General features: G+C 53.2%; 18 protein-coding genes. 2 read left to right on the top strand and 16 right to left on the bottom strand.

Features of this window, described 5'->3' with window-relative positions:
- Window positions 1-52 precede the first annotated feature (52 nt).
- From dacA to HV237_RS17055, 7 genes are all read right to left on the bottom strand, one after another.
- The gene (gene dacA / locus HV237_RS17085; protein WP_003022711.1) at window positions 53-1,264 is read right to left on the bottom strand and encodes a D-alanyl-D-alanine carboxypeptidase DacA; all 1,212 of its coding nucleotides are present in this window, start codon (window positions 1,262-1,264) and stop codon (window positions 53-55) included.
- Between the two features lie 142 nt (window positions 1,265-1,406).
- Window positions 1,407-2,516, bottom strand: coding sequence for an endolytic peptidoglycan transglycosylase RlpA (gene rlpA / locus HV237_RS17080; RefSeq protein ID WP_047359497.1), 1,110 nt, complete (start codon window positions 2,514-2,516; stop codon window positions 1,407-1,409).
- Window positions 2,517-2,526: 10 nt separating this feature from the next.
- Window positions 2,527-3,639, bottom strand: a complete 1,113-nt coding sequence (gene mrdB, locus HV237_RS17075; protein WP_006685529.1) for a peptidoglycan glycosyltransferase MrdB — start codon at window positions 3,637-3,639, stop codon at window positions 2,527-2,529.
- Between the two features lie 2 nt (window positions 3,640-3,641).
- Entirely contained in the window at window positions 3,642-5,543 is a 1,902-nt protein-coding gene (gene mrdA, locus HV237_RS17070) for a peptidoglycan DD-transpeptidase MrdA (protein WP_016152233.1), read from the bottom strand.
- Between the two features lie 30 nt (window positions 5,544-5,573).
- Window positions 5,574-6,041 (bottom strand): 23S rRNA (pseudouridine(1915)-N(3))-methyltransferase RlmH, encoded by a 468-nt coding sequence (gene rlmH / locus HV237_RS17065; protein ID WP_003022725.1) that lies wholly within the window; start codon window positions 6,039-6,041, stop codon window positions 5,574-5,576.
- Between the two features lie 3 nt (window positions 6,042-6,044).
- The gene (rsfS, locus tag HV237_RS17060; RefSeq protein ID WP_003022728.1) at window positions 6,045-6,362 is read right to left on the bottom strand and encodes a ribosome silencing factor; all 318 of its coding nucleotides are present in this window, start codon (window positions 6,360-6,362) and stop codon (window positions 6,045-6,047) included.
- A 254-nt stretch (window positions 6,363-6,616) separates the two neighbouring features.
- The gene (locus tag HV237_RS17055; protein ID WP_046274589.1) at window positions 6,617-7,228 is read right to left on the bottom strand and encodes an adenosylcobalamin/alpha-ribazole phosphatase; all 612 of its coding nucleotides are present in this window, start codon (window positions 7,226-7,228) and stop codon (window positions 6,617-6,619) included.
- A gap of 96 nt (window positions 7,229-7,324) precedes the next feature.
- Here HV237_RS17055 and cobD point away from each other — a divergent pair, with 96 nt between their 5' ends.
- Window positions 7,325-8,419, top strand: coding sequence for a threonine-phosphate decarboxylase CobD (gene cobD / locus HV237_RS17050; protein ID WP_047359496.1), 1,095 nt, complete (start codon window positions 7,325-7,327; stop codon window positions 8,417-8,419).
- Here cobD and nadD read toward each other — a convergent pair.
- The 4 genes from nadD to leuS are packed head-to-tail and all read right to left on the bottom strand — an operon-like array spanning window position 8,394 to window position 13,258.
- The gene (gene nadD, locus HV237_RS17045; protein WP_049259746.1) at window positions 8,394-9,035 is read right to left on the bottom strand and encodes a nicotinate-nucleotide adenylyltransferase; all 642 of its coding nucleotides are present in this window, start codon (window positions 9,033-9,035) and stop codon (window positions 8,394-8,396) included. The genes cobD and nadD overlap by 26 nt on opposite strands.
- 1 nt (window position 9,036) lies before the next feature.
- A complete protein-coding gene (gene holA, locus HV237_RS17040; protein WP_046274591.1) occupies window positions 9,037-10,068 on the bottom strand; it encodes a DNA polymerase III subunit delta in 1,032 nt (343 codons plus the stop codon).
- Window positions 10,068-10,661 carry an LPS assembly lipoprotein LptE gene (gene lptE / locus HV237_RS17035; RefSeq protein ID WP_047359495.1) on the bottom strand — a complete coding sequence of 198 codons (594 nt, stop codon included), beginning with the start codon at window positions 10,659-10,661 and terminating at the stop codon, window positions 10,068-10,070. Before lptE ends, holA begins: the two co-directional genes overlap by 1 nt.
- A gap of 14 nt (window positions 10,662-10,675) precedes the next feature.
- Window positions 10,676-13,258 (bottom strand): leucine--tRNA ligase, encoded by a 2,583-nt coding sequence (gene leuS / locus HV237_RS17030; RefSeq protein ID WP_094168581.1) that lies wholly within the window; start codon window positions 13,256-13,258, stop codon window positions 10,676-10,678.
- A 235-nt stretch (window positions 13,259-13,493) separates the two neighbouring features.
- On the opposite strand from leuS, the gene HV237_RS17025 reads away from it, so the two are divergent.
- A complete protein-coding gene (locus tag HV237_RS17025) occupies window positions 13,494-13,976 on the top strand; it encodes a zinc ribbon-containing protein (protein ID WP_003022748.1) in 483 nt (160 codons plus the stop codon).
- A gap of 45 nt (window positions 13,977-14,021) precedes the next feature.
- On the opposite strand, the gene rihA is transcribed toward HV237_RS17025, so the two are convergent.
- The 5 genes from rihA to gltI form a co-directional block, all read right to left on the bottom strand.
- Window positions 14,022-14,957, bottom strand: a complete 936-nt coding sequence (rihA, locus tag HV237_RS17020; protein WP_046274594.1) for a pyrimidine-specific ribonucleoside hydrolase RihA — start codon at window positions 14,955-14,957, stop codon at window positions 14,022-14,024.
- A 116-nt stretch (window positions 14,958-15,073) separates the two neighbouring features.
- A complete protein-coding gene (gltL, locus tag HV237_RS17015; protein WP_047359494.1) occupies window positions 15,074-15,799 on the bottom strand; it encodes a glutamate/aspartate ABC transporter ATP-binding protein GltL in 726 nt (241 codons plus the stop codon).
- Window positions 15,799-16,473, bottom strand: coding sequence for a glutamate/aspartate ABC transporter permease GltK (gltK, locus tag HV237_RS17010; protein WP_003022757.1), 675 nt, complete (start codon window positions 16,471-16,473; stop codon window positions 15,799-15,801). The genes gltL and gltK overlap by 1 nt, the downstream gene beginning before the upstream one ends.
- Window positions 16,473-17,213: a glutamate/aspartate ABC transporter permease GltJ gene (gene gltJ, locus HV237_RS17005; RefSeq protein ID WP_016152241.1), complete on the bottom strand. Its 741-nt coding sequence runs from the start codon at window positions 17,211-17,213 to the stop codon at window positions 16,473-16,475. Before gltJ ends, gltK begins: the two co-directional genes overlap by 1 nt.
- A gap of 288 nt (window positions 17,214-17,501) precedes the next feature.
- Entirely contained in the window at window positions 17,502-18,410 is a 909-nt protein-coding gene (gltI, locus tag HV237_RS17000; RefSeq protein ID WP_047359493.1) for a glutamate/aspartate ABC transporter substrate-binding protein GltI, read from the bottom strand.
- Window positions 18,411-18,724 lie beyond the last annotated feature (314 nt).

Here is an 18,724-nt window from a genome sequence, read left to right as displayed (position 1 = left end):
TCTGGATACCTAGTATATGGGGACGTAAATCACACTTTCAAGTGTTCGATTTTTAGCCAAACCAGTGATGGAACATTAATTTAATGTAATCAATGATTTTCCCAAAGAAGTTGCCTTCAGGGATTTCCTGCAGCACCACCAGCGGACGCTGTTCAATGGTTTTGCCATCTAACTGGAAGTTGATAGTGCCGACAACCTGGTTTTTCTGCAGCGGGGCGTGCAGTTCAGTGGTGTTCAACACATAGCTGGCTTTCAGGTCTTTCATGCGGCCGCGCGGAATGGTCAGGTAGACGTCTTTATCAACGCCTAACGACGCACGATCGGTGTTACCAAACCAGGCAGGTTCTGAGGCAAATTCTTTACCCACTTTCAACGGGTTCACGGTTTCGAAGAAACGGAAGCCCCAGGTCAGCAGTTTTTTACTTTCGGTTTCTCGGCCTTTATAGGTGCGACCACCCATAACGGCGGAGATCAGACGCATCTGGCCTTCGGTTGCGGATGCAACGAGGTTATAGCCAGCCTTATCGGTGTGACCGGTTTTGATACCGTCGACATTCAGGCTGTTATCCCACAGCAGGCCGTTGCGGTTTAACTGACGAATGCCGTTAAAGGTGAACTCTTTTTCTTTATAGATAGAGTATTCGTTAGGCACGTCGCGAATCAGAGCCTGACCAATCATCGCCATGTCGCGAGCCGAGCTGTACTGACCGTCAGCATCGAGACCATGAACGGTCTGGAAGTGGGTGTTTTTCAGGCCCAGCGCATTCACATAGCTGTTCATCAGGCCGACGAAAGCATCCTGGCTACCGGCTGCGAAGTCTGCCATCGCCACGCACGCGTCGTTTCCGGATTGCAGGTTAATACCACGGATCAGCTGAGAAACAGGAACCTGCATGCCTGGCTTGAGGAACATCAGCGATGAACCTTTGAAGACCGGGTTGCCCGTAGCCCATGCGTCATTGCCGACGGTGACCAGATCGGTTTCTTTGAATTTCCCGGCTTTCATCGCCTGGCCGATGACGTAGCTGGTCATCATTTTGGTCAGGCTGGCGGGGTCGCGGCGAGTGTCTGCGTTCTGTTCTGCCAGAACTTTACCTGAATTGTAATCAATCAGGATATACGACTCCGCATCGATCTGCGGAACACCCGGGATCATGGTTTTAATATTCAGGTCATCGGCATGGGCAGCAGAGAGAGAGGCTGCGCAGAGAGCCGCGGTGAGCGCCATACGCTGCACGAAACGAGCGGAAAAAGTGGTCTTCATGGTCTGAACTACGACGTCCGTGATGAAATTTAAAAAAGTGCCCTACTATAGCAAATGCATAACTGGCAGGCATCTGACTTTCCGCGTGACTTTGTTAATGTCATTTACAGAAACTGACAGTTCAGATACCTGATTTACGTTATTACACGCCGGTGATGAAGGACTGTAATTGCGCCTCGGATTGAAGACGCTGCTGCAATGTGGAGGCTTCGGCTTTGCTGGCAAACGGCCCCATCTGGATACGCCAGACTGCGCCGTTTTGTACCACCCGGCCAGGAACGCCAAACTGCTGGCTTAAACGCTTTTGATACTGCTGCGCGCGCGACTGCTCGCTGACTGCGCCAACCTGAACCACATAGCGTCCGTTGGCAGTTGCCGCAGGCGCAGGAGCTGTGACGGCGGCTGGTGTTGCTGCCGGCGCGGTTGACGTGACCGGTGCGGTGGTTGTCGATTGCGGCACCGGAGTCGGCTCGCTGCTTTCCAGCACGCCTGATGCGAGCGTGGTTGGCGCACCGAGGAATCCACTGCTGTTTACTGGCGCACCGGTTGGATCATCGCTTTTCAGCGTGGAATTGCTGATCGGACGAATATCGCCTTGCGGCTGACCTGCATCCGATGGCGAAGGCATGCTTCCCATATTGCCGCCACCGCTTAAATCAGGACGCGCAGGCAAGGCATAAGTTTGTTTCGCGACCGTGGTACAAGCCATACCCGGTCCGGACAATGAACCATCCTGGGCGACGATGATTGGGTCGATACGCACTTTAGTGTTGTTGGAGGTGTTCAGACGATCGGCTGCGGCGCGCGAAAGTGAAATCACGCGATCGTTGCCATAAGGCCCGCGATCGTTAATGCGCACGACGATCATCCTGCCGTTTGCCAGATTGGTAATTCTGGCATAGCTGGGGACAGGCAGCGTCGGATGCGCAGCGGTCAGCTGCATCGGGTCGAACGCTTCGCCAGACGCGGTTAAGTTGCTTCCTGGTTCCGCATCATAGATAGCGGCAAGTCCGGCCTGGCTAAAGCGGGAGGGATCCTGCACGATTTTGTAGCTTTTACCATCACGCTGGTAGTCCTGATTCGCCGTTGGGTTCAGGGGTTCAAAGCGCGGATCGGCCCCGCTGATTTCAACAATCGGACCATTACACACCGCAGGCTGCGGCGCGACAGCAACCTGTTGCTGACCATCATCACTCGAACACGCCGCGAGCATTCCTGCTGCGATGCAGATACCAAGCCACTGCTTACGCATTGCGTACCCCTTACACGCTTTTCGACAACATTTTTCTATGGGTGTGGATCGACATAACAATCCCGAACCCGGCCATCAGCACGATAAGTGCCGAGCCTCCGTAACTGACCAGTGGGAGTGGAACCCCAACCACGGGCAGAATACCGCTCACCATACCAATATTTACGAAGACATAAACGAATAATATCAACATTAAGCCACCCGCCATGACGCGACCAAAGGTGGTTTGCGCGCGGGCAGCGATCCATAATCCGCGCATAATCAGCAAAATGTAGAGCGTCAACAGAATCAAGATCCCCACCAGACCCAGCTCTTCCGCTAAGACAGCAAAGATAAAGTCGGTGTGGCGTTCGGGTAAAAACTCAAGCTGCGATTGTGTACCATGCAGCCAGCCTTTGCCGCGTAACCCGCCGGAGCCAATAGCAATTTTAGACTGAATTATGTGATAACCCGCGCCCAGCGGATCGGTTTCCGGGTCGAGCAGCATCATGACGCGCTGACGCTGGTAATCATGCATCAAGAAGAACCACAGTATCGGGATAAACGCCGCGACCAGAACCACCGCAACGCCGATTAAGCGCCAGCTCAAACCAGAAAGGAACAAGACAAACAGACCGGAAAGGGCGACCAGAATTGAAGTGCCGAGGTCTGGTTGGGCGGCGACCAGCAGCGTGGGCATAAAAATCAGCACCAGCGCAATGGCGGTATTTTTTAGCGATGGTGGGCAAACGTCACGGTTAATAAAGCGCGCAACCATCAGCGGCACGGCGATTTTGGCAATTTCAGAAGGCTGAAAACGCACGATACCCAAATCCAGCCAGCGCTGCGCACCTTTGGAAATGGCGCCGAAGGCGTCTACCGCCACCAACAGAATGATGCAAAAGATATAGAGATAGGGCGCCCAGCCCTCATACACCCGGGGGGGAATTTGCGCCATCACTACCATGATGACCAGGCCCATTGCGATCTGGCCGACTTTGCGCTCCATCATGCCAATATCCTGGCCGCTGGCGCTCCAGATGACCAGTGAGCTGTAAACCAGCAGAGCCAGCAAAATAAGCAACATTGTGGGATCTATGTGGATTTTGTCCCAGAATGTTTTTTTGTTCGGATTATCCGTCACGATTATTGGTCCTCCGCTGCTGCAACCGCTGGGTTTTCCGCAGGCAGATTGGTGTTGTTGTCGCCCAACATAATATGGTCAAGGATCTGGCGCATAATGGTACCCACCGCCGGACCCGCACCGCCGTTTTCAAGGATCATGGCGACAGCGACCTGGGGTTTATCATAGGGGGCGAAGGCCGTCATCAGCTTGTGGTCACGTAAACGCTCGGCGATCTTATGTGCGTTATAGGTTTCATTAGCTTTCAGGCCAAAGACCTGCGCGGTACCGGATTTCGCCGCAATTTTGTAAGGCGCGCCAGCAAAATACTTATGCGCAGTTCCGTTAGGGCGGTTCGCGACACCGTACATACCGTCTTTTGCGATTTCCCAGTAACCAGAATGAATATCGCCAACGGGTGGTTCGTGTGGCTGTACCCACGGCACCTGCTTGCCGTTTTCTGCCGTGCTCATCAGCAGATGCGGGACTTTTATCAAACCGTCGTTGATAAGGATCATCAGCGCTTTACTCATCTGGATTGGGGTTGCTGTCCAATAACCCTGGCCGATGCCGACGGGAATGGTATCACCCTGATACCATGGCTTTTTAAACCGTTTTTGCTTCCACTCGCGGGTTGGCATATTGCCGGAGCGCTCTTCGGCAAGATCGATGCCCGTATATTTGCCGTAGCCAAATTTGCTCATCCACTCGGAAAGCCGGTCAATCCCCATATCATAGGCGATTTGATAGAAAAACGTATCCGCGGACTCTTCCAGAGAGCGGGTGATGTTCAGATGGCCGTGCCCCCACTTTTTCCAGTCGCGGTAACGTTTTTCAGAGCCCGGTAGCTGCCACCAGCCCGGATCGAACAGGCCGGTATTGCGGGTGATAACGCCTGCGCTTAACGCAGAAACCGCAACGTAAGGTTTAACCGTCGAAGCAGGGGGGTAAACACCCTGTGTGGCGCGGTTAACCAAGGGGGTGTTCGGGTCATTGAGCAACCCGGAGTAATCTTTACTGGAGATACCATCCACGAACAGATTCGGGTCATAGCTCGGCATAGATACCAGCGCCAGAACACCACCGGTACGCGGGTCGGTAACCACCACGGCGGCACGACTGCCCGCCAGCAGCGTTTCAATATACTGCTGGAGTTTCAAATCAAGGGTGAGATAGATATCGTGCCCGGCCTGCGGCGCCACTTCTTTCAACTGGCGAATGACGCGGCCGCGGTTGTTCACTTCTACTTCTTCATACCCGGTTTGGCCGTGAAGCACGTCCTCATAATAGCGTTCAATACCCAGCTTGCCGATGTCATGCGTTGCCGCGTAGTTAGCCAGTTTGCCGTCTTTGTCCAGGCGATCTACGTCTTTATCGTTGATCTTCGATACGTAGCCAATTACGTGGGTCAGCGCAGAGCCGTATGGGTAATAGCGGCGTTTATAGCCTTTAACTTCGACGCCAGGAAAGCGATATTGATTCACGGCAAAGCGTGCGACCTGAACTTCAGTCAGGTTGGTTTTTACCGGAATTGAGGTGAAACGGTGTGAACGGGCGCGCTCTTTTTTAAAGGCAGCAATATCGTCGTCCGTCAGGTCTACGACGTTACGCAGCGCGTCGAGGGTATCCTGAATGTTGTCTACCTTTTCCGGCATCATTTCTATCTGGTAAATGGTGCGGTTAAGGGCGAGAGGAATTCCGTTGCGGTCATAAATGATGCCGCGACTCGGCGCGATAGGCACCAGTTTGATGCGGTTTTCGTTCGAACGGGTCTGATAATCAGTGAAGCGAACGATTTGCAGATTATAAAGGTTGGCGATCAGCACGCCGGTTAGCAGCAAAATCCCCAAAAAAGCGACCAGCGCCCGGCGCACAAACAGCGCGGACTCAGCCGAATAGTCGCGAAAAGAATTCTGTAGTTTCATCCGCTGCTTAATCTACTCAAGAATCAATGATCACTCACGGTGATAAGGATGGTTGGTGGTAATGCTCCACGCCCTGTACAGACTCTCCGCAACCAGAACCCGAACAAGAGGGTGTGGAAGGGTTAATGCAGAGAGTGACCAGCTTTGTTCCGCTGCCGCTTTACAGGCAGGAGAGAGACCTTCAGGCCCGCCAATTAACAGGCTGACGTCACGACCGTCCAGTTTCCAGCGCTCCAGTTCGGTCGCCAGCTGCGGCGTGTCCCAGGGTTTACCCGGGATATCAAGGGTGACGATGCGGTTTTTGCCTGCGGCAGCCAGCATCTGCTCACCCTCTTTGTCGAGAATGCGTTTGATGTCCGCGTTCTTGCCGCGCTTTCCTGCCGGGATTTCGATCAGCTCAAAGGGCATATCTTTCGGAAACCGACGGAGATACTCGGTAAATCCGGTTTGTACCCAGTCAGGCATTTTCGTACCCACAGCGACAAGTTGCAGCTTCACGCATTAACTCCAGAGTTTTTCCAGTTCATACAGGCGACGACTCTCTTCCTGCATCACGTGGACAATCACATCGCCGAGGTCAACGACGATCCAGTCAGCGACATTCTCGCCTTCCACGCCGAGCGGCAGCAGGCCAGCAGTGCGGGACTCCTGAACCACGTGGTCTGCAATAGACATAACGTGACGGCTGGATGTACCGGTGCAGATAATCATGCAATCAGTGATGCTGGATTTGCCCTGAACGTCTAAGGCGATGATGTCTTGACCTTTCAGGTCATCAATTTTGTCGATTACAAAATCCTGGAGTGCTTTACCCTGCAAGTGTTCCCCCTGGGTGAAAAGAGTTAAAAACGTCTGTTAGTATACCTGAACCAGAGGCGATATCGGGACAAATGTCTCCGAATGCGCTTGTGAAGTGCGCTATCATCCCACCCCACGCCACAGAATGCATCGCCATTTTTGTAAAACAATTTCTGCAAAGCTCTGAAGGGCGGGAAAAGTCAGGCTGCGGAGAATAACAGCCTGTCATGGGGTGTCAATGGGAGAGAGGCCCTTCGGCATAAAAAACAGCGCTTTCACTCCCCGTCGCGCCATACGGCCCGGCTGTTAAGCACTTTCAGAACCGCAAAATCGTCACAAAAATCAATTGCGCTCCAGCAGCCTTGTTCGACGCGGAAATGCCACATTGCCGCAGCGGGCATGGACAGCAGACGGGCGATCAACACGCTCAGCACGCCTTGATGACTCACCACCAGCAGATTTTGGCACGCTTTATAATCAGCAAGCTGGGCAATGAAACGTTCCACTCGCTGGGAAAACGCCTGAAAACCTTCGCCATTGGTGGGCGTCGCATTCTGCCAGTCGTTACACCACACGGCGTAATTTTCGGCGTCTTCGCGCGCCAGATCGCGATGGTGACGCATTTCCCAGTCACCAAAAAACATCTCATTAAGCTCAGGCATGTTGCGCACAGGAACTTCACGTTCCGCCAGAATCAACTGCGTTGTATGGCGGGCGCGTTCCAGTTCGCTGCACAGAACGTTGTCGACAGGGACATTGCGTAACAGCGTACCCAGCGTTTGCGCCTGAGCGATCCCCCGTTCCGTTAGCGGTGTGGGGGCGTGGCCGCTATATAAACCAGCGACATTGGCTTCGGTTTCGCCATGACGTACTAACCAGAGTCTCATGTTTTCCTCGTGAGGCTATTCGCACAAAATATGATGTTTGCCCTGATTGCGCAGTGATTTTTCACTAAAATACCCTTTTTTACGTGGAGCGGCACGATGTCTTTATTGAAGAGCGCACATGGCGGTAACACCCGAGAAGCCGCCGAATTGTTGGGCATCTTGCCTGAGCAGTTGCTGGATTTTAGCGCGAATATTAACCCGCTGGGTATGCCATTAAGTTTAAAACGGGCGATTATCGACAATCTGGACTGCACGGAGCGTTACCCGGATGTCGATTACGCGCAACTGCATGCCGCGCTGGCGGAGCATCATCAAATTCCGTCCTCGTGGATCCTGGCCGGGAACGGTGAAACCGAATCCATTTTTACCCTGGTGCATGGCCTGAAGCCACGCCACGCGATGATTGTGACGCCCGGGTTTGCGGAATATCGTCGGGCGCTGCAATGGGGAGACTGTACGATCCATGAGTTTGCGCTGTGCGAAGAGGATGGCTGGCAGCTTACCGATGCGATCCTCGATGCGTTAACGCCTGAGCTGGACTGCCTGTTTCTCTGTACGCCCAATAATCCCACCGGGTTGTTGCCCGAAACCCGCCTGCTGCGTGAAATTGCCACGAGTTGCGAGTCGCTGAGGATCGCCCTGATCCTTGATGAAGCGTTTATCGATTTTATTGCCAAGGAGTCGGGGTTTATCCCGTTACTGCACAAGAACCCGCATATTTGGGTGCTGCGTTCGCTCACCAAATTCTATGCGATCCCGGGACTGCGTCTGGGGTATCTGGTCAACAGTAACGAACAGGCGGTTGCACAGATGCGCAGCCAACAAATGCCGTGGTCAATTAATGCGTTTGCTGCCCTGGCAGGCGAGATTATCTTACGCGATAGCGCGTATCAGCGGGCGACGTGGAAATGGCTGGAACAAGAGGGGGAGCGGTTTGATCAACAACTGCAAGATCTGCCCGGCCTGACGGCGTATCCCGGCCGGGCAAATTATCGTTTATTACGCTGCGATCGTGCGGATATTGATCTGCAACTTGCGTTGCTGAAACAGCATGTCTTGATTCGCAGTTGCGCCAATTATCCGGGGCTGGATGCGCGCTATTATCGGGTAGCCGTTCGCAGCCAGGAAGAGAATAACCGCCTGCTGACGGCCTTACGCAAGGCGCTTAGCGATACAGTCCCTGTTGATTGATATAGTCAAGCACCGCGTCTGGCATCAGGTCGTCGCACGGCTCGCCCTTTTCCAGGCGCTCACGGATGAGCGTGGCGGAGATGTTAAACCACGGCGTTTCGGCCAGGTAAATCTTCCCGCAAGGCAGGTTGTGCAGGTCATCTGCTGAATGGGTCAGATGATCCTCCAGCCATTGCTGGTGTTTTTCCTGCGCCATTTCGAGTGGATAGCCCGGACGTCGGCACACGATGAGGTGGGTATTACCCAGAATCGTGTGGTAGTCATGCCAGGAAGGGAAGGTAAGCAGCGAATCCTGACCAATGATAAACGCTAACGGCACGTTTGGGCCTTGCTCCTCGCGCCACTCTTTTAGCGTTTGCGCGGTGTAGGAGGCGGTATCGCGTTTCAGCTCGCGTTCATCCAGGGAAAACAGAGGTTTATCAGCAATGGCCAGTTCAACCATACGCTTACGTTGCTCAGCGGACGCTTCGGGCTGCGCACGATGTGGCGGCACGTTATTGGGCATGATGATGACCCGGGAAAGGCCAATCAGATTCGCCAGAATTTCAACCGGTTTAAGATGACCGTAATGCACCGGATCAAAGGTGCCACCGAACAGAGCCTGCAATGATTTCATATCAACCATCAATAAAAACATCGGCCAGCGATTTATGACAGAGCAAAAGGGAAAGCCCCTCAAGTTCCGCCCACACTGACTGACCATAGTCTTGTTTAAGCGTAATTTCCGTACGCGTTAAAAGCGTAACAGCCTGACGCAGTTGCGCCGGGTTCAGCCGGTTTAACGCATCTCCCATCATACCCCGGCGATTTTGCCACACCCGGTGTTTATCAAACAACGTGCGCAAAGGCGTATGGGCCGACTGCCGTTTTAAGTTAACCAGCAACAGCAACTCACGCTGTATCGTACGCAGCAAAATAACCGGCTCGCTACCTTCCAGGCGTAGCTGCTGCAGAATGTGCAGCGCGCGTTTGCTTTTGCCCATCAGCAGCGCGTCTACCCAGTGGAATGGGGTAAAGTGCGCGGCATCGTTAACCGCTTTCTCCACGCGAGGCAGCGTTAGCTTGCCGTCAGGCCAAAGCAACGCTAATCGTTCCAGCGCTTGCGCCAGTGCTAACAAATTACCTTCATAGCAATAGCACAAAAGCTGATTGGCTGCGTCATCCAGTTGCAGGTTGTTAAGTTTCGCCCTGGCGGCAACCCAGCGAGGAAGCTGTGCTTGTTCCGGCGTCTGGCAGCTTACCTGAACCGCGTTATTTGCAAGCCCCGTATACCATGCGGCGTTTTCCTGTGCCCTGGTGAGTTTGTTGCCGCGAACCATCAGTAGCAGATCGTCATGTAACAGAGTGACGAGTGACGCGAGCTGTTCATTAATGGCGGCATTAGGGCCATTTTCAGGCAACTGCAGAAGCAGGGTTTGACGGCTGGCAAACAGGCTCATCGCCTGGCAGAGTGAAAAAATCTCTCCCCAGTCGGTGCTGTTGTCCAGAGTGAAGGCGTGGTGTTCTTCGAATCCTTGTGTTGCGGCAGCCTGACGGATGGCATCCTGGCTTTCCTGCAATAAGAGGGGATCGTTGCCCAGGAGTAAATACGCCGCGCGCAGCCCTTCATTGAGCTGTGCGCGGAGTTGTTCAGGGTACAACTTGAGCATCAGTTACCCAGCGTGGTGGAGACACGCGCCGGAGATGACGCAGGCGTCTCGGCTTTATTCACCGTAGGCTCAGCATCAGCCTTGGATGACTGAGTATCGGCCAGATGTACGCTTGGCAGCTTACGAATTAACTGTTCAGCCGCTTTGTCATACATCTCTTTGATGATCATGTCCTGCTCGTTATCTTTCGCCAGTGCTGCTTGAGAGTTATCAAAGAACGAACGATAAACTTTGGCGCTGATAGGGTAAATATCATGACCTGGAATTAGCACAGTAGCTCTTACAGACATTACCATTTGGTATTCAGCCGTTTGACCGTTCTGGAATACCGAAGCCGTATCCTTTGAGAGACTCACAGCGCCAAGTCGTAAGGACGTCACATCTTTACGCATGGTACCGTCCTCAAGCAGCGTAACACCGTTCAGACGCAGCTGATTACGCACCGCGCGGCTTAACGGGCCGTTCGGATCGCCAGAGTTCAGGATCATGGTTTTCATTGAGGGTGGAACCTGCGTAGTACTACGCAGATGCCAGCCACACCCGGCGGTGACAAGCACCGCCAGCGATAACAACAATGTTGTCAGAAGTCGCACGCTTCCTCCCGCGCTTAGCCAACGACCAGATTGAGGAGTTTACCCGGTACATAAATCACTTTACGTACGGTAACGCCATCAAGATATTTTGCCACCAGATGCTCCTGGCCAGCACGTTCACGAACCTGCTCTTCAGTGGCGTTTACCGGAACGGTGATTTTGCCACGTACTTTGCCGTTTACCTGAACCACAACCAGCGTTGAGTCTTCAACCATTGCTGCTTCGTCCGCCACCGGCCACGGCGCGTTGTCGATATCGCCTTCGCCATTCAGCGCCTGCCACAGGGTGAAGCAAACGTGTGGGGTGAACGGGTTAAGCATGCGTACAACAGCCAGCAATGCTTCCTGCATCAGGGCTCTGTCCTGCTCGTCTGCCTGCGGTGCTTTCGCCAGCTTGTTCATCAGCTCCATAATCGCCGCAATCGCGGTGTTAAAGGTCTGACGACGACCGATATCATCGGTGACTTTAGCAATGGTTTTATGCACGTCGCGACGCAGCGCTTTTTGATCTTCGCTCAACACATCAACGTTCAGGGCAGCAACATCTCCCTGGGACGTATGTTCGTAAACCAGTTTCCAGACACGTTTCAGGAAGCGGTTCGCCCCTTCAACGCCGGACTCCTGCCATTCCAGCGTCATATCAGCCGGAGAAGCGAACATCATGAACAGACGTACGGTGTCGGCGCCGTAGCGTTCAACCATGACCTGCGGGTCGATACCGTTATTTTTCGACTTGGACATCTTGCTCATGCCGGTATACACCAGTTCATGACCTTCTGCGTCCTTAGCCTTGACGATACGACCTTTTTCGTCACGCTCAACGATGGCATCAACCGGAGAAACCCAGTTACGTTCGCCGTTGGCGCCAACGTAGTAGAACGCATCGGCCAGAACCATCCCCTGACACAGCAGCTGTTTAGCTGGTTCATCAGAGTTGACCATGCCTGCGTCGCGCATCAGTTTGTGGAAGAAGCGGAAGTAGAGCAGGTGCATGATGGCGTGTTCAATACCGCCAATGTAGATATCAACCGGCAGCCAGTAGTTCGCCGCGTCGGAATCCAGCATACCTTCCTGATACTGCGGGCAGGTGTAGCGCGCGTAGTACCAGGACGACTCCATAAAGGTATCGAAGGTGTCAGTTTCACGCAGCGCAGGCATACCGTTAACGGTGGTTTTCGCCCACTCTGGATCGGCTTTGATTGGGCTGGTAATGCCGTCCATGACTACGTCTTCCGGCAAAATAACCGGCAGTTGGTCTTCTGGCGTTGGCAGGACGGTACCGTCTTCCAGCGTCACCATCGGAATCGGCGCGCCCCAGTAACGCTGACGGGAAACACCCCAGTCACGCAGACGATAGTTAACTTTACGCTCACCCACGCCTTTAGCTACCAGCTTGTCAGCAATAGCGTTGAAGGCCGCTTCGAAGTCGAGGCCGTCAAACTCACCGGAGTTAAACAGCACGCCTTTTTCGGTCAGCGCTTGTTCAGACAGATCCGGCTCTGCGCCTTCAGCGGTCAGAATTACCGGCTTGATGGTCAGGCCATATTTGGTCGCAAATTCGTAATCGCGCTGATCGTGACCCGGAACGGCCATAACTGCGCCTGTACCGTATTCCATCAGCACGAAGTTTGCCGCCCAAACCGGGATCTCTTCGCCAGTCAGCGGGTGAACGGCTTTGAAACCAGTGTCGACGCCTTTCTTCTCCATGGTCGCCATTTCGGCTTCAGCAACCTTGGTGTTGCGGCATTCGTCAATGAAGGCAGCCAATTCTGGGTTATTTTCAGCGGCTTTCTGCGCCAGCGGATGACCTGCAGCAACCGCCAGGTAGGTCGCACCCATAAAGGTGTCCGGGCGTGTGGTGTAGACGGTCAGCGTGTTGTCGTAATCGTTCACATCGAAGGTGATTTCCACGCCTTCAGAGCGGCCAATCCAGTTGCGCTGCATCGTTTTCACGGTGTCAGGCCAGTGATCCAGATTATCCAGGTCGCGCAGCAGTTCGTCAGCGTAAGCGGTGATTTTGATGAACCACTGCGGGATCTCTTTACGCTCAACTTTGGTATCGCAACGCCAGCAGCAGCCGTCGATAACCTGTTCGTTCGCCAGTACGGTCTGGTCGTTCGGGCACCAGTTAACGGCTGACGTTTTCTTGTACACCAGCCCTTTTTTGTACAGCTCGGTGAAGAACTTCTGTTCCCAGCGGTAGTATTCCGGGGTGCAGGTTGCCAGCTCACGGCTCCAGTCGTAACCGAAACCCAGCATTTTGAGCTGGTTTTTCATGTAAGCGATGTTGTCGTACGTCCAAGGCGCGGGGGCGGTATTGTTTTTGACCGCTGCACCTTCCGCCGGCAGACCGAACGCATCCCAGCCGATTGGCTGTAATACGTTTTTGCCCAGCATGCGCTGATAGCGGGCAATCACGTCGCCGATGGTGTAGTTACGGACGTGGCCCATGTGTAGTCGACCAGAAGGATAGGGAAGCATAGACAGGCAGTAATACTTCTCTTTGCTCTCGTCTTCGGTAACTTCAAATGTGCGCTTCTCATCCCAGTGAAGCTGTACTTTGGATTCTATCTCTTCCGGGCGGTATTGCTCTTGCATGGCAGCCAGTGGTCCTGTTTTCAATACAGCTACAAACGTAGCTCTAGATGTGGTGTTTTAGATCCGCATAGCATAGCCCAAACGCCCGCGCCAAAACAGCCTTTCGCGCATTCAACGTTGAATTCCCGTAAGGATAATTCTTGCACGAATTTACACACTCTGTGGACAGTCTTGCAAAGCGTAGCGTAAATAACGTCTATTATTATAGACAGTTAACGACCCAGGAGGCGAAGCGATGAACAAGGTTGCTCAATATTACCGTGAACTGGTGGCTTCACTGAGTGAACGCCTGCGTAATGGCGAACGCGATATTGATGCGTTGGTGGAACAGGCGCGTCAGCGCGTTATGCAGACCGGGGAGTTAACGCGCACCGAGGTGGAAGAGCTCACCCGGGCCGTCAGACGCGATCTGGAAGAGTTTGCTCTGAGCTATGAAGAAAGCCTCGATGAGGAGACCGACAGCGTCTTTATGCGGGTAATCAAAGAGAGTATCTGGCAGGAACTGGCCGATATTACCGATAAAACGCAGCTCGAATGGCGCGAAGTGTTCCAGGACCTCAGCCATCACGGGGTTTATCACAGCGGCGAGGTGGTCGGGTTGGGCAATCTGGTCTGCGAGAAGTGCCACTTCCATTTAGCGGTGTACACTCCTGACGTGCTGCCGCTATGCCCGAAATGCGGACACGATCAGTTCCAGCGTCGACCGTTTGAGCCGTGATAATGTTGCCGGATGCGACGCGCTGCGTCTTATCCGGCCTACGCATTAGGCGTAAAACTTCAACCGTTCTGCCAGCAGATCGACAAAACCTTCGCGATCCACGTCCACCATTACGGTGGCGTTTGGCTTATTGCCGCTCAGGAAGTAGTAGTCAACCACGGTCATTCCCTGGGTGTATTTGCCCTGAGTTTCCACACCAACCCAGCGTTCAACGGTGGTAAACAGTTCAGGTTTCAGCAGCCAGGCAATGGTGCATGGATCGTGCAGCGGCGCGCCAATGAATCCCCATTTTTCATCTTTGTGATATTCAAAGAAGAAGTCGAGTAGTTCAGCAACGATTGTCGAAATGGGATTGCCGATAGCGCGGAACCGTTCGGTATCTTCACGATGTATTTGCGCTTTATGCGTGACATCCAGTCCAGCCATCACCACCGGAATGCCCGACTGGAACACGATCTCAGCGGCTTCTGGATCCACGAAGATGTTGAACTCAGCGGCGGGCGTCCAGTTTCCGAGGCCCATTGCACCACCCATGATCACGATACGGGCGATTTTGGGGTGCAGTTCAGGATGGCTATTCAGTAGCAATGCCACGTTAGTTTGCGGCCCGGTGGAGACAATCGTCACCGGTTCCTGACTGTTACGCAGGGTTTTCGCCATCAATTCCACGGCGGTACAGTCCTGTGGAGCAAAAGCGGGTTCAGGCAGCGCTGGGCCATCAAGCCCGCTCTCACCGTGGACGTTATCGGCAATTATCAGGTCGCGCATCAGCGGTTTGACTGCGCCACCGGCCACTGGGATATCCGTGCGGTTGAGCAACGTTAACATACGCAATACGTTACGCAGCGTTTTGTCGGGGGTCTGGTTACCGGCAGAGGAGGTTATCGCTTTCACATCCAGTTCAGGTGAAGCGAGGGCGAGAACAATTGCGATAGCGTCGTCATGACCTGGATCGCAATCAAACAGGATAGGAAGTGCCATTGTTGCTCCTTGTAAGTGGGACTTTGTGACAAGGTTAACGCTGGGCTGTGCCTGTTTCGAGAAGTGAAGAGATAAATCGTGAGGTGGCGCGCACATGGAGGTGCGCGCCAGCAAAATTAGTGCAGGATTTTCGCGAGGAAGTCTTTGGCACGGTCTGATTTTGGATTAGCGAAGAACTCTTCTTTCGGTGAGTCTTCAACAATCTTCCCTTCATCCATGAAGATCACCCGGTTCGCCACTTTACGCGCAAAGCCCATTTCGTGGGTAACCACCATCATGGTCATCCCTTCATTGGCCAGTTCAACCATGACGTCCAGTACTTCGTTGATCATTTCTGGGTCGAGCGCTGACGTCGGTTCGTCAAATAGCATGGCGATAGGATCCATGCACAGCGCCCGGGCGATGGCGACACGCTGTTGCTGGCCCCCGGAGAGCTGAGCTGGAAACTTCTCGGCATGCGCTGACAGACCAACGCGTTCCAGTAACTTTTGCGCTTTGTCGCGGGCCGGCTTTTTATCGCGTTTAAGCACTTTTACCTGCGCCAGAGTCAGGTTCTCAATAATCGACAGATGCGGGAACAGTTCAAAGTGCTGGAACACCATGCCAACGCGAGAGCGCAGTTTGGCCAGATCGGTCTTTTTATCATTCACCACGGTACCATCAACGGTGATGACGCCCTGTTGTACCGGCTCCAGCCCGTTCACCGTTTTGATAAGCGTTGATTTACCTGAACCTGACGGGCCGCAGACCACCACCACTTCACCTTTTTTCACTTTCGTGGAGCAGTCGGTCAGCACCTGAAAGTGACCATACCATTTAGAAACATTTTTCAGGGTAATCATTAAACTGTCCTTTTCTTCAAATAGCTGACCAACAACGATGCGCTCAGACTGAATACAAAATAAACGGCGCCAGCAAACAGGATCATTTCAACCTGCGTGCCGTCACGCTCGCCAATGGTGGAGGCGGTACGGAAGAAGTCTGCCAGACTCAATACATAGACCAGCGAGGTATCCTGGAAGAGTACGATGCCCTGGGTAAGCAGCAGCGGCACCATCGCGCGGAATGCCTGCGGCAGAATGATGAGTTTCATCGACTGCCAATGGGTCATCCCCAGCGCCAGCGCGGCGCTAGACTGCCCGCGAGAAATACTCTGGATACCGGCGCGGATAATCTCGGAATAGTACGCGGCTTCAAACATCGAAAATGCGACCATCGCTGAGATCAGGCGAATATCGGTTTTTGGCGACAGACCCAGCACGTTTTGCAGGAAGCCGGGCACAATCAGGTAGAACCACAGCAGCACCATCACCAGCGGAATGGAGCGGAATACGTTGACGTAGCCCTTCGCAAACCAGGCAATTGGCGCGAAGCTGGACAGACGCATTACCGCAAGGATGGTCCCCCAGACGATACCAATGACGACTGCCGTGACGGTGATTTTCAGCGTGATGATCAGCCCATCCAGCAGATACGGCAGGGAAGGGACGATAGAACTCCAGTCAAATTCGTACATTATTTGCCTCCCAAATTGCCAGGCAGGCGGATTTTGCGTTCGACGAGATTCATCACCAGCATGATGACGGCGTTAATCAGTACGTAGGCCAGAGTGATGGCCGTAAACGATTCCCATGCGTGGGCGGAGTAATCCAGTAGTTTACCCGCTTGCGCAGCCATATCGACCAGGCCGATAGTGGAGGCGATCGCGGAGTTCTTTACCAGGTTCATCATCTCCGAGGTCATTGGCGGAACAATCACGCGGTAAGCGTTTGGCAGCAGAACATAGCGGTAGGCCTGCGGCAACGTCAGCCCCATCGCCAGCGCGGCATTTTTCTGCCCGCGAGGCAGAGACTGAATAGCGGCACGAACCTGTTCGCAGACGCGCGCAGCGGTAAACAGCCCCAGACAAAGCATGGATGAGAGGAAGAACTGAATGTTGGGATCCAGTTCTGACTTAAACCACATCCCGATGTTTTCCGGCAGCAGTTCAGGAATGACCAGATACCAGGTAAAAAACTGGACGATGAGCGGAACGTTACGAAACAGCTCGACGTACAGCGTTCCGATCCCGGAAAGGAAACGATTTGGTACGGTACGTAAGATGCCGAATAAAGAGCCGATGAGGAAAGCGATAACCCAGGCGGTGATAGATAACGCGACAGTGACCTGGAAACCACTCCAGAGCCAGCCGAGATAGGTGGTGTTGCCGAACGGGGCTTGTTGTAAAAAAATACCCCAGTTCCAGTCTATAGACATAAATCTACTCCAGAAAAAAAAGGGTAGCAGCGCTACCCCCGAAGATTGTTATTCAGCGTTTTGCGGTTTTCAGGCCTGATGGGGAACGACCATCAGGCTTATAGTCTGTCCGTGCTGAGTAGCAATCGAGAGGGAGGGGAAGCCTCCCTGATTACACTTCATCCTTCAAGATATCTCGTTGTTGGCTGCCTTTATTCATCCCGGTTACTTACTCATGTAAGCGCCCGGGAATTCGCTCAGTTGCCGCCTCGATATAACTTGAAAGGTTTTGTGTACTCTTCTAATTAATTAGTTAAGCGCTTTATCATTCGGTTCTTTGAACAGGGCTTTCATCTCGTCTGACAGTTCGAAATTCATGTTCAGGTTCTTCGGTGGAATTGGATTTTTAAACCACTTATCAAACCATTTCTCAGCTTCGCCTGAGGTCTGCGCCTTGGCGATAGTGTCATCCATCAGCTTTTTGAACTGAGGGTCATCTTTACGCAGCATGCAGCCGTAAGCTTCCTGAGACTGTGGCTTGCCGACGATCTCCCAGTTGTCTGGTTTCTTCGCCTTCGCGCGCTCGCCAGCCAGCAGGGCGTCATCCATCATAAAGGCAACGGCGCGGCCGCTTTCCAGAGTACGGAAAGAGTCACCGTGGTCTTTCGCGCTGATGATGCGCATATCCATTTTTTGCTCTTCATTCAGCTTGTGCAGCAGCACCTCTGAGGTGGTACCCGAAGTCACGACTACGGCTTTACCTTTCAGATCGGCGAAATCTTTGACGTCGCCGCCTTTTTTCGCCAGCAGACGAGTACCAACAACGAAAATGGTGTCAGAGAAAGCCGCTTGTTTTTGGCGCTCGACGTTGTTGGTGGTGGAGCCACATTCAAAGTCGAAGGTGCCGTTTTGCAGCAGCGGGATACGGTTTTGTGAAGTAATCGGGATCAGTTTCACCTGCAGGTCAGGCTTGTTCAGCTTTTTCTTCACGGCTTCAACGATCGCGTTGGAGTAATCCTGTGAATAACCGACCACTTTTTGTTGATTATCGTAGTAAGAAAACGGTACCGATGATTCACGGTGGCCGACCACAATCACGCCGTTTTTGGCGATCTTGTCCAGCGTGCTGCCTGCCGCTGGTGCTGCGTCTTCTGCGTGCGCCAGACCGGCGGACAATCCCATGACCAGCATGGCAGTGGCGAGCTTACGTAATTGCATATCCAACTCCTTTATCGTCTGCGCCAGGGACGCATTGATACCCATTGTGATGTTGTTATTGTTTGCTACTAAAACGTGCAGTCTTGTATATGTTTGTTAACATTTAGTTTGGATGAATGTAAAGAATTTGCTGTTTTATTGTTTATTTTTGCGAAGTGCGCCGCACCATTTGGGGGCAAAAATATCTTGTTGCACTTTTTAGGTGCTACCGGCGCTCAACGTTGGTGCGACCAGGTTGCACATTCAGCCAAAACTGCATTTGTCTTGTAGAACAAAGCAATACACGTGCCAGAATGGGGGGCGGGAAATGTTTT

The organism is Citrobacter sp. RHBSTW-00570, from assembly GCF_013739755.1.
In the GTDB taxonomy this organism is placed as follows: domain Bacteria; phylum Pseudomonadota; class Gammaproteobacteria; order Enterobacterales; family Enterobacteriaceae; genus Citrobacter; species Citrobacter braakii.
Note: the sequence above shows the minus strand (reverse complement) of the source record. Positions and strands in the feature narration are given on the sequence as shown.